The sequence below is a fragment of the Aeromonas sp. s3 genome, assembly GCF_040907805.1.
In the GTDB taxonomy this organism is placed as follows: Bacteria; Pseudomonadota; Gammaproteobacteria; order Enterobacterales; family Aeromonadaceae; genus Aeromonas; species Aeromonas dhakensis.
The window spans coordinates 30887-46900 of record NZ_JBFOCQ010000031.1 but is presented as its reverse complement, the minus strand read 5'-3'; the positions used below and the strand labels follow the sequence as shown (position 1 = coordinate 46900).

Genomic DNA, 16014 nt, shown 5'->3' with positions numbered 1-16014 from the left:
TTACGACTCGCCCAGATAGGCCTTGATCACTGCCGGATTGCTGCGGATTTCATCCGGCTTGCCGTGGGCCAGCGGGGTACCCTGGTTGACCACGAAGATGCGGTTGGAGATCTCCATCACCAGCTTCATGTCGTGCTCGATCAGCAGCACCGAGACCCCGAACTCGTCCCGCAGGTTGGAGATAAGCTCGTTCAGCTCGTCGGTCTCGTGGGGGTTGAGGCCGGCGGCCGGCTCGTCCAGCATCAGCAGCTCGGGCCGGGTCGCCATGCAGCGGGCTATCTCGAGCCGGCGTTGCTGACCATAGGCCAGGTTGCCGGCGGCGCGGTTGGCGAGATCCTTGAGCCCCACCTTCTCCAGCCAGAAGGCGGACTGCTCCAGCCCCTCCCGCTCGGCGCGGCGAAAGGCCGGGGTCTTGAACAGCCCGGCCAGAAAACCTGTGTTGAGGTGTCTGTGCTGGGCCACCAGCAGGTTTTCCACCGCCGTCATGTCCTTGAACAGCCGCACGTGCTGAAAGGTGCGCACGATTCCCTTGCGGGCGATGAGGTGGCCGGGCAGCCCCTGGATCTCCTCGCCCTTGTAGCGAATGATGCCGCCGCTCGGGCGGTAGAAGCCGGTCAGGCAGTTGAAGATGGTGGTCTTGCCGGCCCCGTTGGGACCTATGATGGAGATCACCTCCCCCTTTTCCACGTCCAGCTTGACCCCGTTGACGGCGAGCAGGCCGCCGAAACGCATCGACAGATCAGAGACTTCCATTAACTTCTGATGAGTACTCATTTTTTCAGCTCCCAGTCCAGGGTGGAGCAAGTCACCGCCAGCAATCCGGCCAGATAGCGCATCGACAGCTCAGAGACGTCCAACAACTTCTGATGCGAACTCATTTCTTCAACTCCAGATGCGGGCGGGTCATCGGCAGCAATCCTTGTGGCCGCCAGATCATCATGAACACCATCAAGAGGCCGAACATCAGCATGCGGTACTCGTTGAACTCACGCGCCAGCTCCGGCAGCACCGTCATCACGATGGCGGCCAGCACCACCCCGATCTGGGAGCCCATGCCGCCCAGCACCACGATGGCCAGCACGATGGCCGACTCGATGAAGACGAAGGACTCCGGGCTGATGAAGCCCTGGCGCGAGGCGAAAAAGCTGCCGGCAAAGCCCGCGAAGCAGGCGCCTATGGTGAAAGCGGTCAGCTTGATGATGGTGGGGTTGAGCCCCAGCGACTTGCAGGCGATCTCGTCTTCCCGCAGCGCCTCCCAGGCGCGGCCGAGCGGCATGCGCAACAGGCGGTTGATGACGAACAGGGTTGCCACCACCAGCACCAGCGCCATCAGGTAGAGGAAGATCACCTTGTGGTTGGCGTTGTAGGCGATGCCGAAGAATTCGTGGAAGGTCTCGAAGCCGCCGTCCTTGACGGTGCGGTTGAACTCCAGCCCCCCCAGGGTCGGTTTGGGAATGCCGGAGATGCCGTTCGGGCCGCCGGTCAGGCTGGTCATGTTGTTGAGCAGGATGCGGATGATCTCGCCAAAGCCCAGGGTGACGATGGCCAGGTAATCCCCCCGCAGCCGCAGTACCGGGAAGCCGAGCAGGAAGCCGAAGGTGGCCGCCATCAGGCCGGCGATGGGCAGGCACTCCCAGAAGCTGAGGCCGAAGTAGCTGTTGAGCAGGGCATAGCTGTAGGCGCCGACCGCGTAGAAGCCGACATAGCCGAGATCGAGCAGGCCAGCGAGGCCCACCACCACGTTCAGACCCAGCCCCAGCATGATGTAGATCAGGGTGAGGGTGGCGAGATCGATGGCGCCGCGGGAGGCCATGAAGGGCCAGCTCACCGCAAACAGCAGCACCAGCACGGCGGTCAGGTTATAGAGCTTGGGCGCCTCTTCCGGGCTTGGCAGCACCAGCTTGGTGAAGCCGACCGAGAAGCCGCTGATGGAGGCCTGGAACAGCCGGCTTATCTGGCCGCGCAGCATCTGGAACCAGAACACCAGGGTGGCGCCGCCCAACAGCCAGGCCAGCGACACGTCGAGCCGGCTCACCACCAGCAGGCGGGTGCCGTCGGTCTCCAGCTTGAAGCCGAGCAGCCAGAAGGAGAGCACCAGCAGTACCAGGCTGGCGATGCAGGCATGAATGAATTGGCGTTTCATCATACTTTCTCCACTTCCGGGCGGCCCAGGATGCCGGTCGGCATAAAGAGCAGTACGAAGATGAGCAGGGCGAACGCCATCACATCCTTGTACTCGGTGCTGAGGTAGCCGGCGGTCAGCGCCTCCACCACACCGAGCAGCAGGCCGCCCAGCACGGCGCCGGGAATGCTGCCGATGCCGCCCAAGACCGCTGCCGTAAAGGCCTTCAAGCCGGCCATAAAGCCGAGATAGGGGTTGATGACACCGTAATACATGCCGAGCAGCACGCCGGCGACGGCGGCCAGGGTGGCCCCCAGCACGAAGGTGATGGAGATGACCACGTGGGTGTCTATCCCCAACAGGTTGGCCATCTTGATGTCTTCCGAACAGGCGCGACAGGCGCGGCCCATGCGGGAGCGGCCGATGAACTGGGTCAGCGCCAGCATGGTGATGAAGGTCACCACGAAGATGATGAGCTGCATCCAGGAGAGGCTGGCCTGGAAGCCGTCGGCCTCACCCAGGGTCCAGCCGCCGGAGATCAGGGTGGGCATGGCGATGTCGCGCGAGCCCTGGGCCATCCGCATCATGTTCTGCAGGAAGATCGACATGCCGATGGCGGAGATGAGGGGGATCAGCCGGTTGCCGCCCCGCAGCGGGCGATAGGCGACCCGCTCTATGGTCCAGCCATAGCTGCCGGTGATGATGATGCTGACCAGGAAGGCGCCCCCCAGCAGCAGAAAGGTGCTGTCGATGCCCATCATCATGAGCCCCGCCATCACCATGAAAGCGACATAGGAGCCGATCATGTAGACCTCGCCGTGGGCGAAGTTGATCATGCCGATGATGCCATAGACCATGGTGTAGCCGATGGCGATCAACGCATAGGTGCTGCCTATGGTTAACCCGTTCAGCAACTGCTGAACTAGGTAAAGGAAGTGTTCGGACATACTGCGTTCCCTGTACTTGCCCGCAAAGAAAGGAGGGGTGACTCACGTCACCCCGACCGGCAGATTACTTGAGTTGGGTAGAGGTACCGTCGGCGTGCCACTGGAACACACCGAATTCAAACCCTTTCAGGTCGCCGTTGGGAGCCCAGCTGAGGGGGCCCATCACGGTATCGACCGGCGCGGCCTTGATGGCGGCGGCAACGGCAGCCGGGTCATCCTCACCCGCCTTGGCGATACCGGCAGCCAAGGTTTGCACCGCGGCATAGGTGGTCCACACGAACGGACCGGAGGAGTCCTGACCCTTGGCCTTGAACGCGGCAACCAGCGGGGCGTTGGCCGGCACCAGGTCGTACTTGTTCGGCAGGGTGACCAGCAGGCCTTCGGAAGCCGGGCCACCGATGGCGGAGATGTCCTTGTTACCCACCCCTTCCGGACCCATGAACTTGGCCTTGAGGCCCTTCTCGCCGGCCTGACGCAGGATCAGACCCAGCTCCGGGTGGTAGCCGCCGTAGTAGACGAAATCGACGTTCTCTTTCTGCAGCTTGGCGATCAGGGCGGAGAAGTCCTTGTCGCCGGCGGTGATGCCTTCAAACGCCACCACCTTGACGCCGGCCTTGTCCAGCGCCGCTTTCACGCTGGAGGCGATGCCTTCACCGTACTGTTTCTTGTCGTGGATGACGGCCACGCGCTGGGGCTTGACCTGCTCGATGATGTATTTGGCGGCAGTCGGACCCTGGTCGCTGTCCAGGCCGATGGTACGCAGCACCAGCTGATAGCCGCGCTCGGTGATCTTGGGGTTGGTGGAGGCGGGGGTGACCATCAGCACGCCTTCATCTTCATAGATGTCGGAAGCGGGCAGGGTGTTGTCGGAGCAGAGATGGCCGACCACGAACTTGACGCCGTCGTTGATCACCTTGTTGGCGACCGCCACGGCCTGTTTCGGATCGCAGGCATCGTCATAGATGACGGCTTCGATCTGCTTGCCCTTGATGCCGCCGGCCTTGTTGATCTGCTCGACCGCCATCTTGCCGCCGGTGAACTGCATGTCGCCGTACTGGGCGACCGGGCCAGTGACCGGACCGGCGATGCCGATCTTGATGGTATCCGCCGCGTGGACCAGTGAGACCGATCCGAACAGGGCCATAGAAACCGCTGCCCTGACTGCCATTTTGCTCAACTTATTCATCGATTCGTCCCTTAATCAGTGGATTGTTTCATTTTCCGTGTGCCATTCCGAACCGTGATCCCGCCAGTCCGGCAATAGGTATGGTTCTATCATTCCTCGCTGGGCAATAACAAGCTGTTAAAGATACTAACCAGAGAGGGGGTAATAGTGCTTTTTTGAAACAAATATCTAATTACAGTTATCTATTTAGAAGTTGATGCTAATGATGGCAATTAACATCTTCTCAACAAGGCGCACTTTTGATAAATGATAGATGAAAAAACTGACGATATTTTACTCTGACGCTGCTCCCATTTTGACCAAAATCCGTTTGCGCAAATAGAAATGACCGCCTAGATTAGCCAGCATTGACAATTCATTGGCAGCACTCGTTAAAACCAAGCCTTTATTCGGGAAATCTGCTAATGTTCCGCCTTTGATCTTCAGGAGACAGAGATGGCCACTATCAAGGATGTCGCCTCCCGCGCAGGCGTATCCATCTCCACCGTCTCACATGTACTCAATCACACCCGTCGGGTCAGCGAAGACGCAACCCAAAAAGTGCTTGAGGCGGTGGCAGAACTCAACTACGCGCCCAACTCGGTAGCGCGCAGCCTCAAGATAAACTCGACCAAGACCATCGGCATGCTGGTGACCACCAGTGCCAACCCCTTCTTTGCGGAAGTGGTGCAAGGGGTGGAGGCGTACTGCTTCGAGCAGGGCTACAGCCTGATCCTCTGCAATACCGAGAACCAGCCGCCCCGTCAGCAGCACTACCTGCGCATGCTGATGGAGAAGCGGGTCGACGGTCTGCTGGTGCTGGGAACCGACATCGATACCCCGCTGCGCGACATGCTGCGCATCCACAAGAACGTGCCGCAAGTGGTGCTGGACTGGGGTACCGAGTGCGATTTTGCCAACGTCATCAATGACAACGCCCGCATCGGGGCACGCCTGGCCGTGCGTCATTTGCTGGAGCAGGGTCACCGCGACATCGTCTGCATCACGGGTCAGCTGGCCAAGCCGACCACCCAGCAGCGGCTGGACGGGGTGCGCGATGCCTTGGCCGAACAGGGGCTGACCCTGAAAGACGAGCAGATCTTCGAAGGGGATTACGAGAGCCAGAGCGGTTTCGATGCCATGCAGCGGATCCTGGCCCTCACCCCGCGGCCGACCGCGGTGTTTGCCTTCGACGATCCCATGGCGATCGGCGCCATCTGCGCCGCCTGGGAAGCCGGAGTCAAGGTGCCGGACGATATCTCCATGATCGGTTATGACGACGTGGAGATGGCGCGCTTCTCCAGCCCGCCGCTCACCACCATCCGCCACCCCAAGGCCGAGCTCGGCCTGCTGGCGGTGCAGCAGCTGGTGAGCCGGATCCGCAACAAGGAGCTGGAGGTCGAGTCGATGACGGTGCAGCCGGAGCTGATCGTCCGCCGCTCGGTCAAGTCCCTGCGCTGATCGCGCCACGGCAGAGCCAGCAACAAGAAAACCCCCTCGCCAGCGAGGGGGTTTTTGTTTGGCCCGCGTTTATTGCAAGGGCGGCCAGTACTCTTTGTTGGCGGCGAGCAGGTCGTCCAGGATGGCTTTGGCCACCGAGGCGCTCGGCACCGTCTTGGAGAGGGTGATCGCCTGCCACAGCTTCTGATAGGAGCGCTCGATCCACGCCTCCACCACCAGCTTCTCGACGGCCACCTGCTGGCCCATCATGCCCTGCTGGAACAGCGGAATGTCGCCCACCTGCAGCGGCTCGGGGCCGCTGCTGCCCACCAGGCAGGGGATCTCGACCATGGCCTCTGGGTCGAAGTTGGGGATGGCGCCCCGGTTCGGCACGATCAGCAGCATCCGCTCCTGGGTGTTGAAGGCGATGGCGGTGGCCAGATCCACTATGTAGGAGGCGTGCTCGTCGATCTCCAGCTCGCCGGCGTCGGCGTTGCCGGCCGCCACGATGGCGCGGCAGGCACTGAACACCTGCTTCTCGCGGTGCTCCATCACCTCGTTGGCGCGGGTGTGCTCCGGATTGGAGTGGGCCACCACATAGTCCGGGTAGAGGTAGTACTTCAGATAGGTGTTGGGCAGGGTGTCCGGATCAAGGGCCCAGACGTCCCTGGCCTTGGCGAAGGTGTCGTTCCAGCTGGCCTCGGCGTGGCTGGCCTGCTTGGGCACATAGCCGTGTTTGGCCACGTGGGCCTTGATGGCCGGCATCAGGTCGTTGCCCGCCAGATCCTCGATGCGGGTCCACCAGCCGAAGTGGTTGAGGCCGTAGTAGCGCACCCGCATCTCCTTGCGTGACGGCAGGCCGGCGATCTGGGCCATCCGTCCCTCGATGCCGATGGGCATGTCGCAGATGTTGAGGATCCTGGCGTGGGGACGCAGGCGACGGGTCGCCTCGGCCACGATGGCGGCCGGGTTGGAGTAGTTCAGCATCCAGGCATCCGGCGAGTACTGCTCCATGTAGTCGACCAGCTCCAGCACACCGCCGATGGAGCGCATGCCGTAGGCGATGCCGCCCGGGCCGCAGGTCTCCTGGCCGACCACGCCATGGCGCAGGGGGATCTTCTCGTCCAGCTCGCGCATGGGGTACTTGCCGACCCGAATGTGGGCCATGACGAAGTCCACCCCGCTGAAGGCCGCCTTGGGGTCGGTGCCGTAGCTGAAGGCAATGTCCGGGGCTCTCTCTTTGAGCAGGACGCGGCAGGCTCCGGCGATCACCTCCTGGCGGGCCCCATCGTTGTCGTAGAACTTGATCTCGTGCAGCGGGAAGCGGTGCTGGTTCTCCAGCAGCATGAGAACGATGCCCGGGGTAAAGGTGCTGCCACCGCCGGCAATGACGACAGAGAATTTTTTCATGATCATGACTCCGTTACGAAAGAAGAGGAGGAGGGGTTGTTCATCAGGCTCTCCATGTTTTCCCTCAGCTGGGGCACATGCAGACCGACAATGATCTGGATGCTGTCACCGTGGCGGACCACGCCGTGGGCACCCAATTGTTTGAAAGCATCATCCGCTGCCGCCAGCCCCGCATCGCGTAGCGATATGCGCAGTCGGGTGGCGCAGTTGTTCAGGCTGTTGATATTTTCCGCGCCACCGAGTGCCGCCAGAATATGGCCGGCAATATCATGGCCACGCTGTTTTTTGGCGGCCTGATAATCGGCCTTGGAATACAGTTTTATTTCGCTCTCATCCCGCCCAGGGGTTTTCAAATTGAATTTCAGAATGAGCGTGCGGAATATCAGGAACCAGATCCCGGTAAAGGTCAGCCCGATGGCAATCTGGGTAAACATCATGCCGGCGTGATTGTGGAACATGGGGATCCAGTTCTGCGGCAGGAACTGGTCGAGCAGACCGCCACCCATGTTGCCGACGACCCCGAACAGGTACATCACGGTCGCCATGGTGGCCGCCAGCAGGGCATGGATGGCGAACAGCAGGGGCGAGATGAAAAGGAAGGTGAACTCGAGCGGCTCGGTGATCCCCACCAGCATGGCGGTCAGGGTCGCCGGGATCAGCAAGCCGGCTACCTTGGTCTTGTTCTCCCTGGCGGCGGTGGCGTAGATGGCGAGTGCAATCCCCATGGCCCCGAAGATCTTGGCGTTGCCGTGCAGGGCGAAGCCGCCCTGGGGGAACAGCTCGATCAGCGGCCGGGTGCTCTGGCTGAACTCCAGCATGTGCTGGGCCCAGTAGAGCTGGATGCCGCCTTCCACCGCGGCCGGGCCGAAGATGAAGGGGCCGTAGATGAAGTGGTGCAGGCCGGTCGGGATCAGGATCCGCTCAAGGAAGGTGTAAACCCAGACGCCGAGCGGGCCGGAGACCAGCATGAACTCCTGCAGGGAGGCGATGCCCATCTGCACCTTGGGCCAGCCCAGCAGGGTCAGCCAGGCGCAGGGGATCATCACGAAGAAGGTGACTATGGTGACGAACGAGCTGCCCTGGAAGATGCCGAGAAAGACCGGCAGTTGCCGGTCGAACAGCCGGTTGTGCAGGGCGGTGACGAGGCCGGAGATGGCGATGGCACCTATGATGCTGGTGTCCAGGGTCTTGATGCCGGCCACCATGGCCAGCCCGCTCTCGCCACCCACCGCCTGGTTGAAGTTGACCCCGAAATAGTCGCCCCAGGTCATCCCCATGGCATTGATGAAGTAGTTCCAGGTCATGAAGCTGACCAGCACGGAGAGGCAGGCACGGGCCTGAGCCTTGTTTGCCAGACCGATCGGCAGGCCGATGGCAAATATCAGCGGCATATTTCGAAATACTGTCCAGCCACCCTCTTCAATAATATGAACTATTTGAAAAAACAGTCCCTGAGGATTGGCCAGTGTCTCTCCCACGAACATGGGATTTTTCAGCATGATTGCAATGCCTACCACCATACCTGCGAATGGAAACAGTAATACAGGCGTAAACATTGCCCCGCCAAAACGTTGAATTTGACTGAGCATATAGCGTCCCTTTTTATTAGAGAATTGTCTGACTGCTGTTGTCGTATTGCTGAATTGAACCTAACAACAAGCGATAACCCCCTCATGAAATATGTGGTGGTTATGTGATCCGGCGCATGCACTTATTTAGACAAAGAGATCTAATTTTTGCGATATTGTTGTACGTCTTGTTTTTGTGATGTTTTTATCGGGTTGTTTGAATTTAAAGTTGTTTATTTTCAGCTGGTTGAAATAAAGGCGAGCGAATGGGTTGCCACCCCGGCTGGGTAAAGAGAGGTCTAGCAGTGATCTACAAATCGGTGGCGGATCGGTTGCGTATCCGGGTCAACGGGGCGGATTGCCGGGTGGGGGATGTCCTGCCGAGCGAGAAAACCCTGGCGAGTCAGTTCGGGGTATCGCGGATGACGGTGCGCAAGGCGGTGGACATGCTGATCGAGTGGGGGCTGGTGGAGCGACGCCACGGCAGCGGCACCTACGTGACCAAGAAGGACGTACAGCACGAGACCAAGGGGCTGAGCGGTTTCACCGAGCTGATGCGTGAACAGGGCCGCAGCCTGACCAGCGAGGTGCTGGAGTTTCGCACCATGCCGGCCTCGCCCGCCATCGCCAGCCAGCTCAGGATCAAGGTGAACGAGCCGGTCTACTTCTCCAACCGGGTGCGCTCGGTGGACGGCCGGGCCCTGCTGGTGGAGGAGAGCTACATGCCGGTGCGGCTGTTTCGCACCCTCTCGGTGGCCCATCTGGAGGGATCCAAGTTCGCCTACATCGAGAACGAGTGCCAGCTCCCCATCGCGGGCAACTACGAGAGCTTCAGCGCCGTGCTGGCCGACCGGCGCATGGCGGAGCTGCTGCACATCGAGCAGGGGGCGCCCATCCTGCGGCTCACCTCGCTCTCATACGGTGAGAACGGCGAGTTTCTCAACTACTCCATCATGTTCCGCAATGCCAACGACTATCACGTCGACTACCACCTGCGCCGCGCCCGCGGTTAGCCTGACCCGCATCTTGCTGCGTATGCAAACCCCCTCGCCAGCGAGGGGGTTTTTGTTTGATGGCCCTGAATGGGCGCCTCAGGCCTTGAGGCCGAGCCGCTTGGCGAGCCGGTGCAGGTTGCCGCTGTCGAGCTCCAGCGTGCGGGCGGTGGCGGCCCAGTTGCCGTCATGGGCGGCCAGGGTCTGCTCGATCAGCGCAAGCTGGAAGGCGTCGGTGGCGGCGCGCAGGCCAAGGCCGCCGGGTAAGGGGGTCATTGGCGCCGTGGCGGGGCTGGTGGAGGGGGGCAGGGTGCCGGCCGTCAGGTTGAAGTGATGGCTGGCGAGGGTCGGGGCCTGGTTGCCCTGTTCGGCCCGCGCCAGCACGGCGGCGCGGTGGATGGCGTGCTCGAGTTCCCGCACGTTGCCGGGCCAGTCGTGGCGCTCAAGCAGCTGCAGCGCCTGTGGCTGAATGCGCAGCCGCTCCAGCCCCAGGCTGAGCCGGCAGCGCTCACAAAAGTAACCGACCAGCAGGGGAATGTCGCCGGGGCGCTCGCGCAGTGCCGGGGCGTGGATCGGAAACACGCTCAGCCGGTGGTAGAGGTCGGCCCGGAACTGCCCCTCGACCACCGCCTGCTTCAGATCCCGGTTGGTGGCCGCCAAGATGCGCACGTTCACCTTGAGCGGGGTATCGTCGCCGATCCGCTGCAGATCGCCGTATTGCAGCACCCGCAGCAGCTTGGCCTGCAGTGGCAGGGAGAGCTCGCCGATCTCGTCGAGGAACAGGGTGCCCTGATCCGCCAGCTCGAACTTGCCCGCCCGGTTGTGGATGGCGCCGGTAAAGGCCCCCTTCACGTGGCCGAACAGCTCGCTTTCGGCCACGGATTCGGGCAGGGCGGCGCAGTTGAGGTAGACCAGCGGGGCCTTGGCGCGCTGGGAACCGCGATGCACCGCCTTGGCGATCAGCTCCTTGCCGACCCCGGTCTCCCCCAGGATCAGCACGTTCAGCTCCGAGCTGGCCACCACCTCGATCTCGTGGCGCAGCCGGGCCATGGCGGGGGACTGGCCGATCATCTCCGGTTGCTCAGGGCCGGGTCGAGTGCCGGGGACGAGGGGCTCGCTACTCTGGCGGGCAAGCCGCTCCAGCAGCAGCGCGTTGTTGAGGGCGGCGGCGGCCAGGGCGCCCACCAGCCGCAGCTCCTCGTCGCTGATGCCGTCGAATTGGGTCGGGTTCATGCCGTCTATGGTCAGCGCGCCGATCAGCGCCTGATCCGAGAACAGCGGCAGGCCGACACAGGCGTGCACCTTGAAGTCGTCGTGATCCGGCAGCAGGCCGTCATAGGGGTCGGGCAGGCTGCTGTCGGCGGGGAAGCGCACCACGTCGCCGGCGCGGGCGATGGCCTCCATGCGCGGGTGATCCTTGAGGGCGAAGCGGCGCCCCAGCACGTCCTGCATCAGGCCGTCGATAGCCAGCGGGATGAACTGGCCCCCCTCGTAGCGCAGCAGGGCCGAGGCATCCGAGTTCAGCAGGCTGCGCACGCTCTGGATCAGGCGGTGGAAGCGGTCCTGATGGGAGATGCCGAGTTGCAGGTCGAGGGCGATGCGCGCCAGGCTGTCGGTCGAGATCACGATGATTGTCCAAATGACAGTGTGTTTGTGATTTTGACTATAAAGAGAGGCTGTCTAAATGACAATGATAGATGTGTGTATCTATTAAAAACAACAAGTTACATATTGGCACGTCCGCTGCAATAGCTGGTTCAGTCGAACATACACTATTGCATTCGAGGAACTGCCTGATGAGCATTCACGTCAAGAACAACATCCACTGGGTCGGCCAACGGGACTGGGAGGTACGCGACTTCCACGGTACCGAGTACAAGACCCACAAGGGCACCAGCTACAACAGCTATCTCATCCGCGAAGGGAAGAACGTGCTGATCGATACCGTCGATCACAAGTTCAGCCGCGAGTTCGTGCAGAACCTGGCGGCGGAGATCGATCTCGCCGCCATCGACTATGTGGTGATCAACCACGCCGAGGAGGATCACGCCGGCGCCCTGACCGAGCTGATGGCCCGCATCCCCGGCACCCCCATCTACTGTACCCACAACGCCATCGACTCCATCACTGGCCATCATCACCACCCGGAGTGGAACTTCCACCCGGTCAAGACAGGGGACAGCCTGGACATCGGCAACGGCAAGCAGCTGGTATTTATCGAGACCCCCATGCTGCACTGGCCCGACAGCATGATGACCTACATGACAGAGGATGCGGTGCTGTTCTCCAACGACGCCTTCGGCCAGCACTACTGCGACGAGCACCTGTTCAACGACGAAGTGGATCAGACCGAGCTGATGGAGCAGTGCCAGCGCTATTACGCCAACATCCTCACCCCCTTCAGCCCGCTGGTGACCGCCAAGATCAAGGAAGTGCTGGGCTTCAACCTGCCGGTGAGCATGGTGGCCACCTCCCACGGCATCGTCTGGCGCGAGGACCCCACCCAGATCATCCTGAAATACCTGGAGTGGGCCGACCACTATCAGGAAGATCGTATCACCCTCTTCTACGACTCCATGTCCAACAACACCCGCATGATGGCCGACGCCATCGCCCAGGGCATCCACGAGGTGGATCCGGGCGTGGCGGTGAAGATCTACAACGTGGCGCGCCACGACAAGAACGAGATCCTGACCCAGGTGTTCCGCTCCAAAGGGATACTGGTGGGCTCCTCCACCATGAACAACGTCATGATGCCCAAGGTGGCGGGCATGCTCGAAGAGATCACCGGCCTGCGTTTTCGCAACAAGCGTGCCTCGGCCTTCGGCAGCTACGGCTGGACAGGTGGTGCGGTGGATCGGATCCAGACCCGGCTGATGGATGCGGGCTTTGACATCAGCATCTCCCTCAAGGCCAAGTGGCGCCCGGATGGTTCCGCCTTGGCGGAATGCCGCGAGCACGGCCGCCAGCTCGCCCGTCAGTGGGCGCTGCATCCGCTGGACGCGCCCCGCCCGATCACCCCCACTCAGGCGGCGGTGACACCTGCCCCCCTGATGCCCGCTGCTGAGCCGAAAGCCGCAGCGGCTGTCGCCGAGTGGGATGACGACCAGGCCATGCTCTGCACCGTCTGCCAGTGGGTCTACGACCCGGCCCAGGGCGAGCCGGATCAGCTGGTTGCGCCGGGCACCCCCTGGGCCCAGGTGCCGGACAGCTTCCTCTGCCCGGGTTGCGGCATCGGCAAGGAGGTATTTGAACCCTGTGCCGTGGAGGCCTGTGTATGAACGCAGCAACGCAGAGTGACGTCGGCATCAGCCGGGAAATAGTGGTGATCGGCAGCGGTTTCGCCGCCCAGCAGCTGGTCAAGAGCCTGCGCAAGCTGGACACCGAGCAGCCCATCCGCCTCATCACCGCCGACAGCGGCGACGAGTACAACAAGCCGGACTTGAGCCACGTGGTGAGCCGGGGCTGCGCCGCCGCAGCCATGACCCGCCAGAGCGGCCGCGACTTTGCCGAGCAGCAGCGCATCGCGCTGCTACCCCACTGCCCGGTGCTCGGCATCGACCCAGCCCGGCGGTTGGTGCTGACCGAGCAGGGGGAATTCCCCTATGGCCGGCTGGTGCTGGCCACCGGCGCCAGTGCGGTACGCCCCGAGCTGCCGGGCAGCGAACATCTGGTCACCCTCAACAGCCAGCAGGAGTATGCCGCCGCCGAGGGGGCAATCCAGCAGGCCCGCCGCATCCTGGTGCTGGGGGCCGGCCTCATCGGCTGCGAGCTGGCGATGGACATGGCGAGCGATGGCCGCGAGGTCACCCTGCTGGATCTGGCTGACAGCCCGCTCAGCGCCCTGCTGCCCGCCACCCTGACCCAGCCACTGCAACAGGCGCTGCGCAGCCAGGGGGTCAGCCTGCAGTTCGGGACAGGTCTCGCCAGGATAGATGCCCAGCCGGGCGATGGCTGGCGCGTCACCCTGAGTGACGGGCGCGTCAGCGAGCAGGATCTGGTGATCGCCGCGATCGGCCTGCGGCCGAATCTGGCCCTGGCCTGTGGGGCCGGGCTGGCAGTGGCGCGCGGCATCCTGGTCGACGATCGGCTGCAGACCAGCGACCCCCATATCTTCGCGCTGGGGGACTGCGTGCAGTGGCAAGGTCAGCTGCTCCCCTTCCTGCAACCCATAGTGCTGGGAGCCAATGCGCTGGCGCGCACCCTGCTCGGCACGCCGACCCCGCTGGCCCTGCCGCCCATGCTGGTGAAGGTGAAGACGCCGCGCTACCCCTTGCAGTTGGCCGGGCGCACCAAGGGCGAGGATCTCGCCTGGCAGTGCCGCTGGAACAGCCACGGCATGGTGGCCGAGGCGCGTGATGAAGCCGGCGAGCTGTACGGTTTCGTGGTGGGGGGCGACCAGATGAGTGCCGCCTTCCCGCTGCTGCGTCAGCTGCCCCGTTAACCCTTTTCATTGCACCGGCCGGGTCGACCCGGCCACTCGAGGAGAACCGATATGGCCATGCAACTGATACCGTCTCACTGGGTGGTGCGTCGCTCTACCCCCTTCTTCACCCGCCAGAATGTGCCCCAGGCCCTGCTCACCCACCACAACACCGCGGCCGGGGTGTTCGGCCAGCTCTGCGTGATGGAGGGCACCGTCACCTATCACGGTTTTGCGGACGAACAGGCCGAGGAGCCCGAGGTGAGCCTGGTGATCCGGGCCGGGGAGTTTGCTACCAGCCCGCCCCAGTATTGGCACAGGGTCGAGCTGTCGGAGGATGCCCGTTTCAACATCCACTTCTGGGCCGAGCAGGCCGAATCCGACCAGCCGCTGTTCAACAGCCGCAAGGCATAAGGTTCAACCATGGGGAGGGGCATTGGGCGCAAATGTCCCTCTCTGCCCATGCAGATCAAAATAATCAATTCAGATGTCCGTTATCCTTGCCGCCAGTTGTAGATGAGGCAGTGAGGGAAACATGAGCGTGATCGAAGCCGTGACCATGGTCGCCGGCTTGGCCTATCTGGTGCTGCTGGCGTGGCAGGCGCGATCGGGCTGGCAGTGGCGTCTTGCCCTCTGCCTGCTGCTCATGCTCTGGTTGCTGGCGGCTGACAGCCTGCTCTGGCTCGGCGTCGGGTTGGTGGCCGGTGCGCTTGCCCTCTGGCACCAGTGGCGGCCGCTGCCCTCCCTCGAGGCGCTCGACAGCCAGTGGCTGCGGGTGCGCACACGCCAGCTGCTGTTGCTCTGCTGGGGGCTGGTGACGCTGCAGTACGGCCTGCATGTCTGGCAGCTGGGGCAGGGGATGAGCCCCTGGCTGGTGCGCCCTGACGTGGTGGACGGTTTCCTGCCCATCGCCGGCGGGCTCGGGCTGCGGGCCTGGCTCGGGCAGGGGCTGGTGGATCCGCACCATCCGGCGGCCACCGTCACCGTGCTGGTGCTCTCGCTGTCGGCTCTGCTGCTGGGGCGGGCGTTCTGTGCCTGGTTCTGCCCGCTCGGGCTGGTGGGGGAGTGGCTGCACGGCCTGCGCAGTCGCCTGTTGCCGGGGGAGTGGACGCCGCCGCGCTGGCTCGATGTCGTATTGCGCGGCCAGAAGTTTCTGGTGCTCGCATTCCTGCTGTTTATCGTGCTGATCGCGGTGCCAGGCGCCGCCCTGCCCGGCTACTTCACCAGCCCCTACCATCAGGCGGCGGACATGAAGATGGGGGCCTTCTTCTTCAACCTGACCCTGATCTCGGGCCTCTGCCTTGGCTGGGTGCTGCTGCTCACCGCCGCCTTCCGGCAGGGGTTTTGCCGCTACCTCTGCCCCTATGGCGCCTGGCTCGCCCTGCTCGGCCTGCTGACCCCACTGCGCATCCGCCGCGACCCGGCTCGCTGCCTGCGCAGTGCGGGCCACGATTGCGACAAGTGCAGCCGGGCCTGTCCGTCGCGCATCCAGGTGCACCAGCTCATCGCGGTGCGCAGCCTCGAGTGCACCAGCTGCCTGAGCTGCGTGGCCGCCTGCCCCAAGCGGGCCGATGCGCTGCACTTGGGCACGCGGGGGCGCAGGCTCAGCCCTCCACGCTTGCTGGGGCTGCTCTGTCTGTTGCTGCTGGTGTTGCCACTGCTTTGTTATGGCCTGCTGGGGATCTGGGTCAGCCAGACACCGCTCGAGGTGCGGGCCCAGCTGCTGCAACTGCTGCCGCAGCTGACCCATTGAATACCGACACGCCGGTCAAAGGCGGTCTGCCCAAAGGGGCCGGGCTGCCTGAAAATGCACCCAAATTTGATACCTGAGGGGGAGCAGGGTAAAGTCCCTTCCCCGACATGGCGGCTCTGCAGCCGTGCCGGACCGGCAGTCAGCCCTGAGCGCACCTCGCTTCCCCTTCGAAGCAGCCAGCGCCGGGCGCCGGC

Annotated in this window: 13 protein-coding genes; 6 read left to right on the top strand and 7 right to left on the bottom strand. The window is 63.0% G+C overall.

Going from position 1 to position 16014, the window contains the following annotated elements; genetic code table 11:
• The 4 genes from livG to AB5Y98_RS17455 form a co-directional block, all read right to left on the bottom strand.
• Positions 1-774: a high-affinity branched-chain amino acid ABC transporter ATP-binding protein LivG gene (gene livG / locus AB5Y98_RS17470; protein WP_005307326.1), complete on the bottom strand. Its 774-nt coding sequence runs from the start codon at positions 772-774 to the stop codon at positions 1-3.
• A 100-nt stretch (positions 775-874) separates the two neighbouring features.
• Entirely contained in the window at positions 875-2143 is a 1269-nt protein-coding gene (locus AB5Y98_RS17465; protein WP_019841062.1) for a high-affinity branched-chain amino acid ABC transporter permease LivM, read from the bottom strand.
• Positions 2143-3069 (bottom strand): high-affinity branched-chain amino acid ABC transporter permease LivH, encoded by a 927-nt coding sequence (livH, locus tag AB5Y98_RS17460; protein ID WP_005307331.1) that lies wholly within the window; start codon positions 3067-3069, stop codon positions 2143-2145. Before livH ends, AB5Y98_RS17465 begins: the two co-directional genes overlap by 1 nt.
• Before the next feature lie 64 nt (positions 3070-3133).
• Positions 3134-4255: a branched-chain amino acid ABC transporter substrate-binding protein gene (locus AB5Y98_RS17455; protein ID WP_005307334.1), complete on the bottom strand. Its 1122-nt coding sequence runs from the start codon at positions 4253-4255 to the stop codon at positions 3134-3136.
• A 435-nt stretch (positions 4256-4690) separates the two neighbouring features.
• Here AB5Y98_RS17455 and AB5Y98_RS17450 point away from each other — a divergent pair, with 435 nt between their 5' ends.
• A complete protein-coding gene (locus tag AB5Y98_RS17450) occupies positions 4691-5695 on the top strand; it encodes a substrate-binding domain-containing protein (RefSeq protein ID WP_017780582.1) in 1005 nt (334 codons plus the stop codon).
• 69 nt (positions 5696-5764) lie between these two features.
• On the opposite strand, the gene AB5Y98_RS17445 is transcribed toward AB5Y98_RS17450, so the two are convergent.
• Both AB5Y98_RS17445 and AB5Y98_RS17440 read right to left on the bottom strand, forming a co-directional pair.
• The gene (locus AB5Y98_RS17445; protein ID WP_368232350.1) at positions 5765-7084 is read right to left on the bottom strand and encodes a 6-phospho-alpha-glucosidase; all 1320 of its coding nucleotides are present in this window, start codon (positions 7082-7084) and stop codon (positions 5765-5767) included.
• A 2-nt stretch (positions 7085-7086) separates the two neighbouring features.
• A complete protein-coding gene (locus AB5Y98_RS17440; RefSeq protein WP_368232348.1) occupies positions 7087-8673 on the bottom strand; it encodes an alpha-glucoside-specific PTS transporter subunit IIBC in 1587 nt (528 codons plus the stop codon).
• 284 nt (positions 8674-8957) lie between these two features.
• On the opposite strand from AB5Y98_RS17440, the gene AB5Y98_RS17435 reads away from it, so the two are divergent.
• On the top strand, positions 8958-9665 hold the full coding sequence (locus tag AB5Y98_RS17435; RefSeq protein WP_368232346.1) for a GntR family transcriptional regulator: 708 nt from the start codon (positions 8958-8960) through the stop codon (positions 9663-9665).
• A 78-nt stretch (positions 9666-9743) separates the two neighbouring features.
• On the opposite strand, the gene norR is transcribed toward AB5Y98_RS17435, so the two are convergent.
• On the bottom strand, positions 9744-11270 hold the full coding sequence (norR, locus tag AB5Y98_RS17430; protein WP_368232345.1) for a nitric oxide reductase transcriptional regulator NorR: 1527 nt from the start codon (positions 11268-11270) through the stop codon (positions 9744-9746).
• A 170-nt stretch (positions 11271-11440) separates the two neighbouring features.
• Between norR and norV the strand changes: the two genes are divergently transcribed.
• From norV to AB5Y98_RS17410, 4 genes are all read left to right on the top strand, one after another.
• Positions 11441-12925 carry an anaerobic nitric oxide reductase flavorubredoxin gene (norV, locus tag AB5Y98_RS17425; protein ID WP_010635554.1) on the top strand — a complete coding sequence of 495 codons (1485 nt, stop codon included), beginning with the start codon at positions 11441-11443 and terminating at the stop codon, positions 12923-12925.
• Positions 12922-14088, top strand: coding sequence for an NADH:flavorubredoxin reductase NorW (gene norW, locus AB5Y98_RS17420; RefSeq protein ID WP_368232343.1), 1167 nt, complete (start codon positions 12922-12924; stop codon positions 14086-14088). The genes norV and norW overlap by 4 nt, the downstream gene beginning before the upstream one ends.
• Before the next feature lie 51 nt (positions 14089-14139).
• Complete coding sequence (locus AB5Y98_RS17415) at positions 14140-14481, top strand: DUF1971 domain-containing protein (protein ID WP_019840749.1); 342 nt, start codon at positions 14140-14142, stop codon at positions 14479-14481.
• A gap of 121 nt (positions 14482-14602) precedes the next feature.
• A complete protein-coding gene (locus AB5Y98_RS17410) occupies positions 14603-15820 on the top strand; it encodes a 4Fe-4S binding protein (protein WP_368232341.1) in 1218 nt (405 codons plus the stop codon).
• Positions 15821-16014 lie beyond the last annotated feature (194 nt).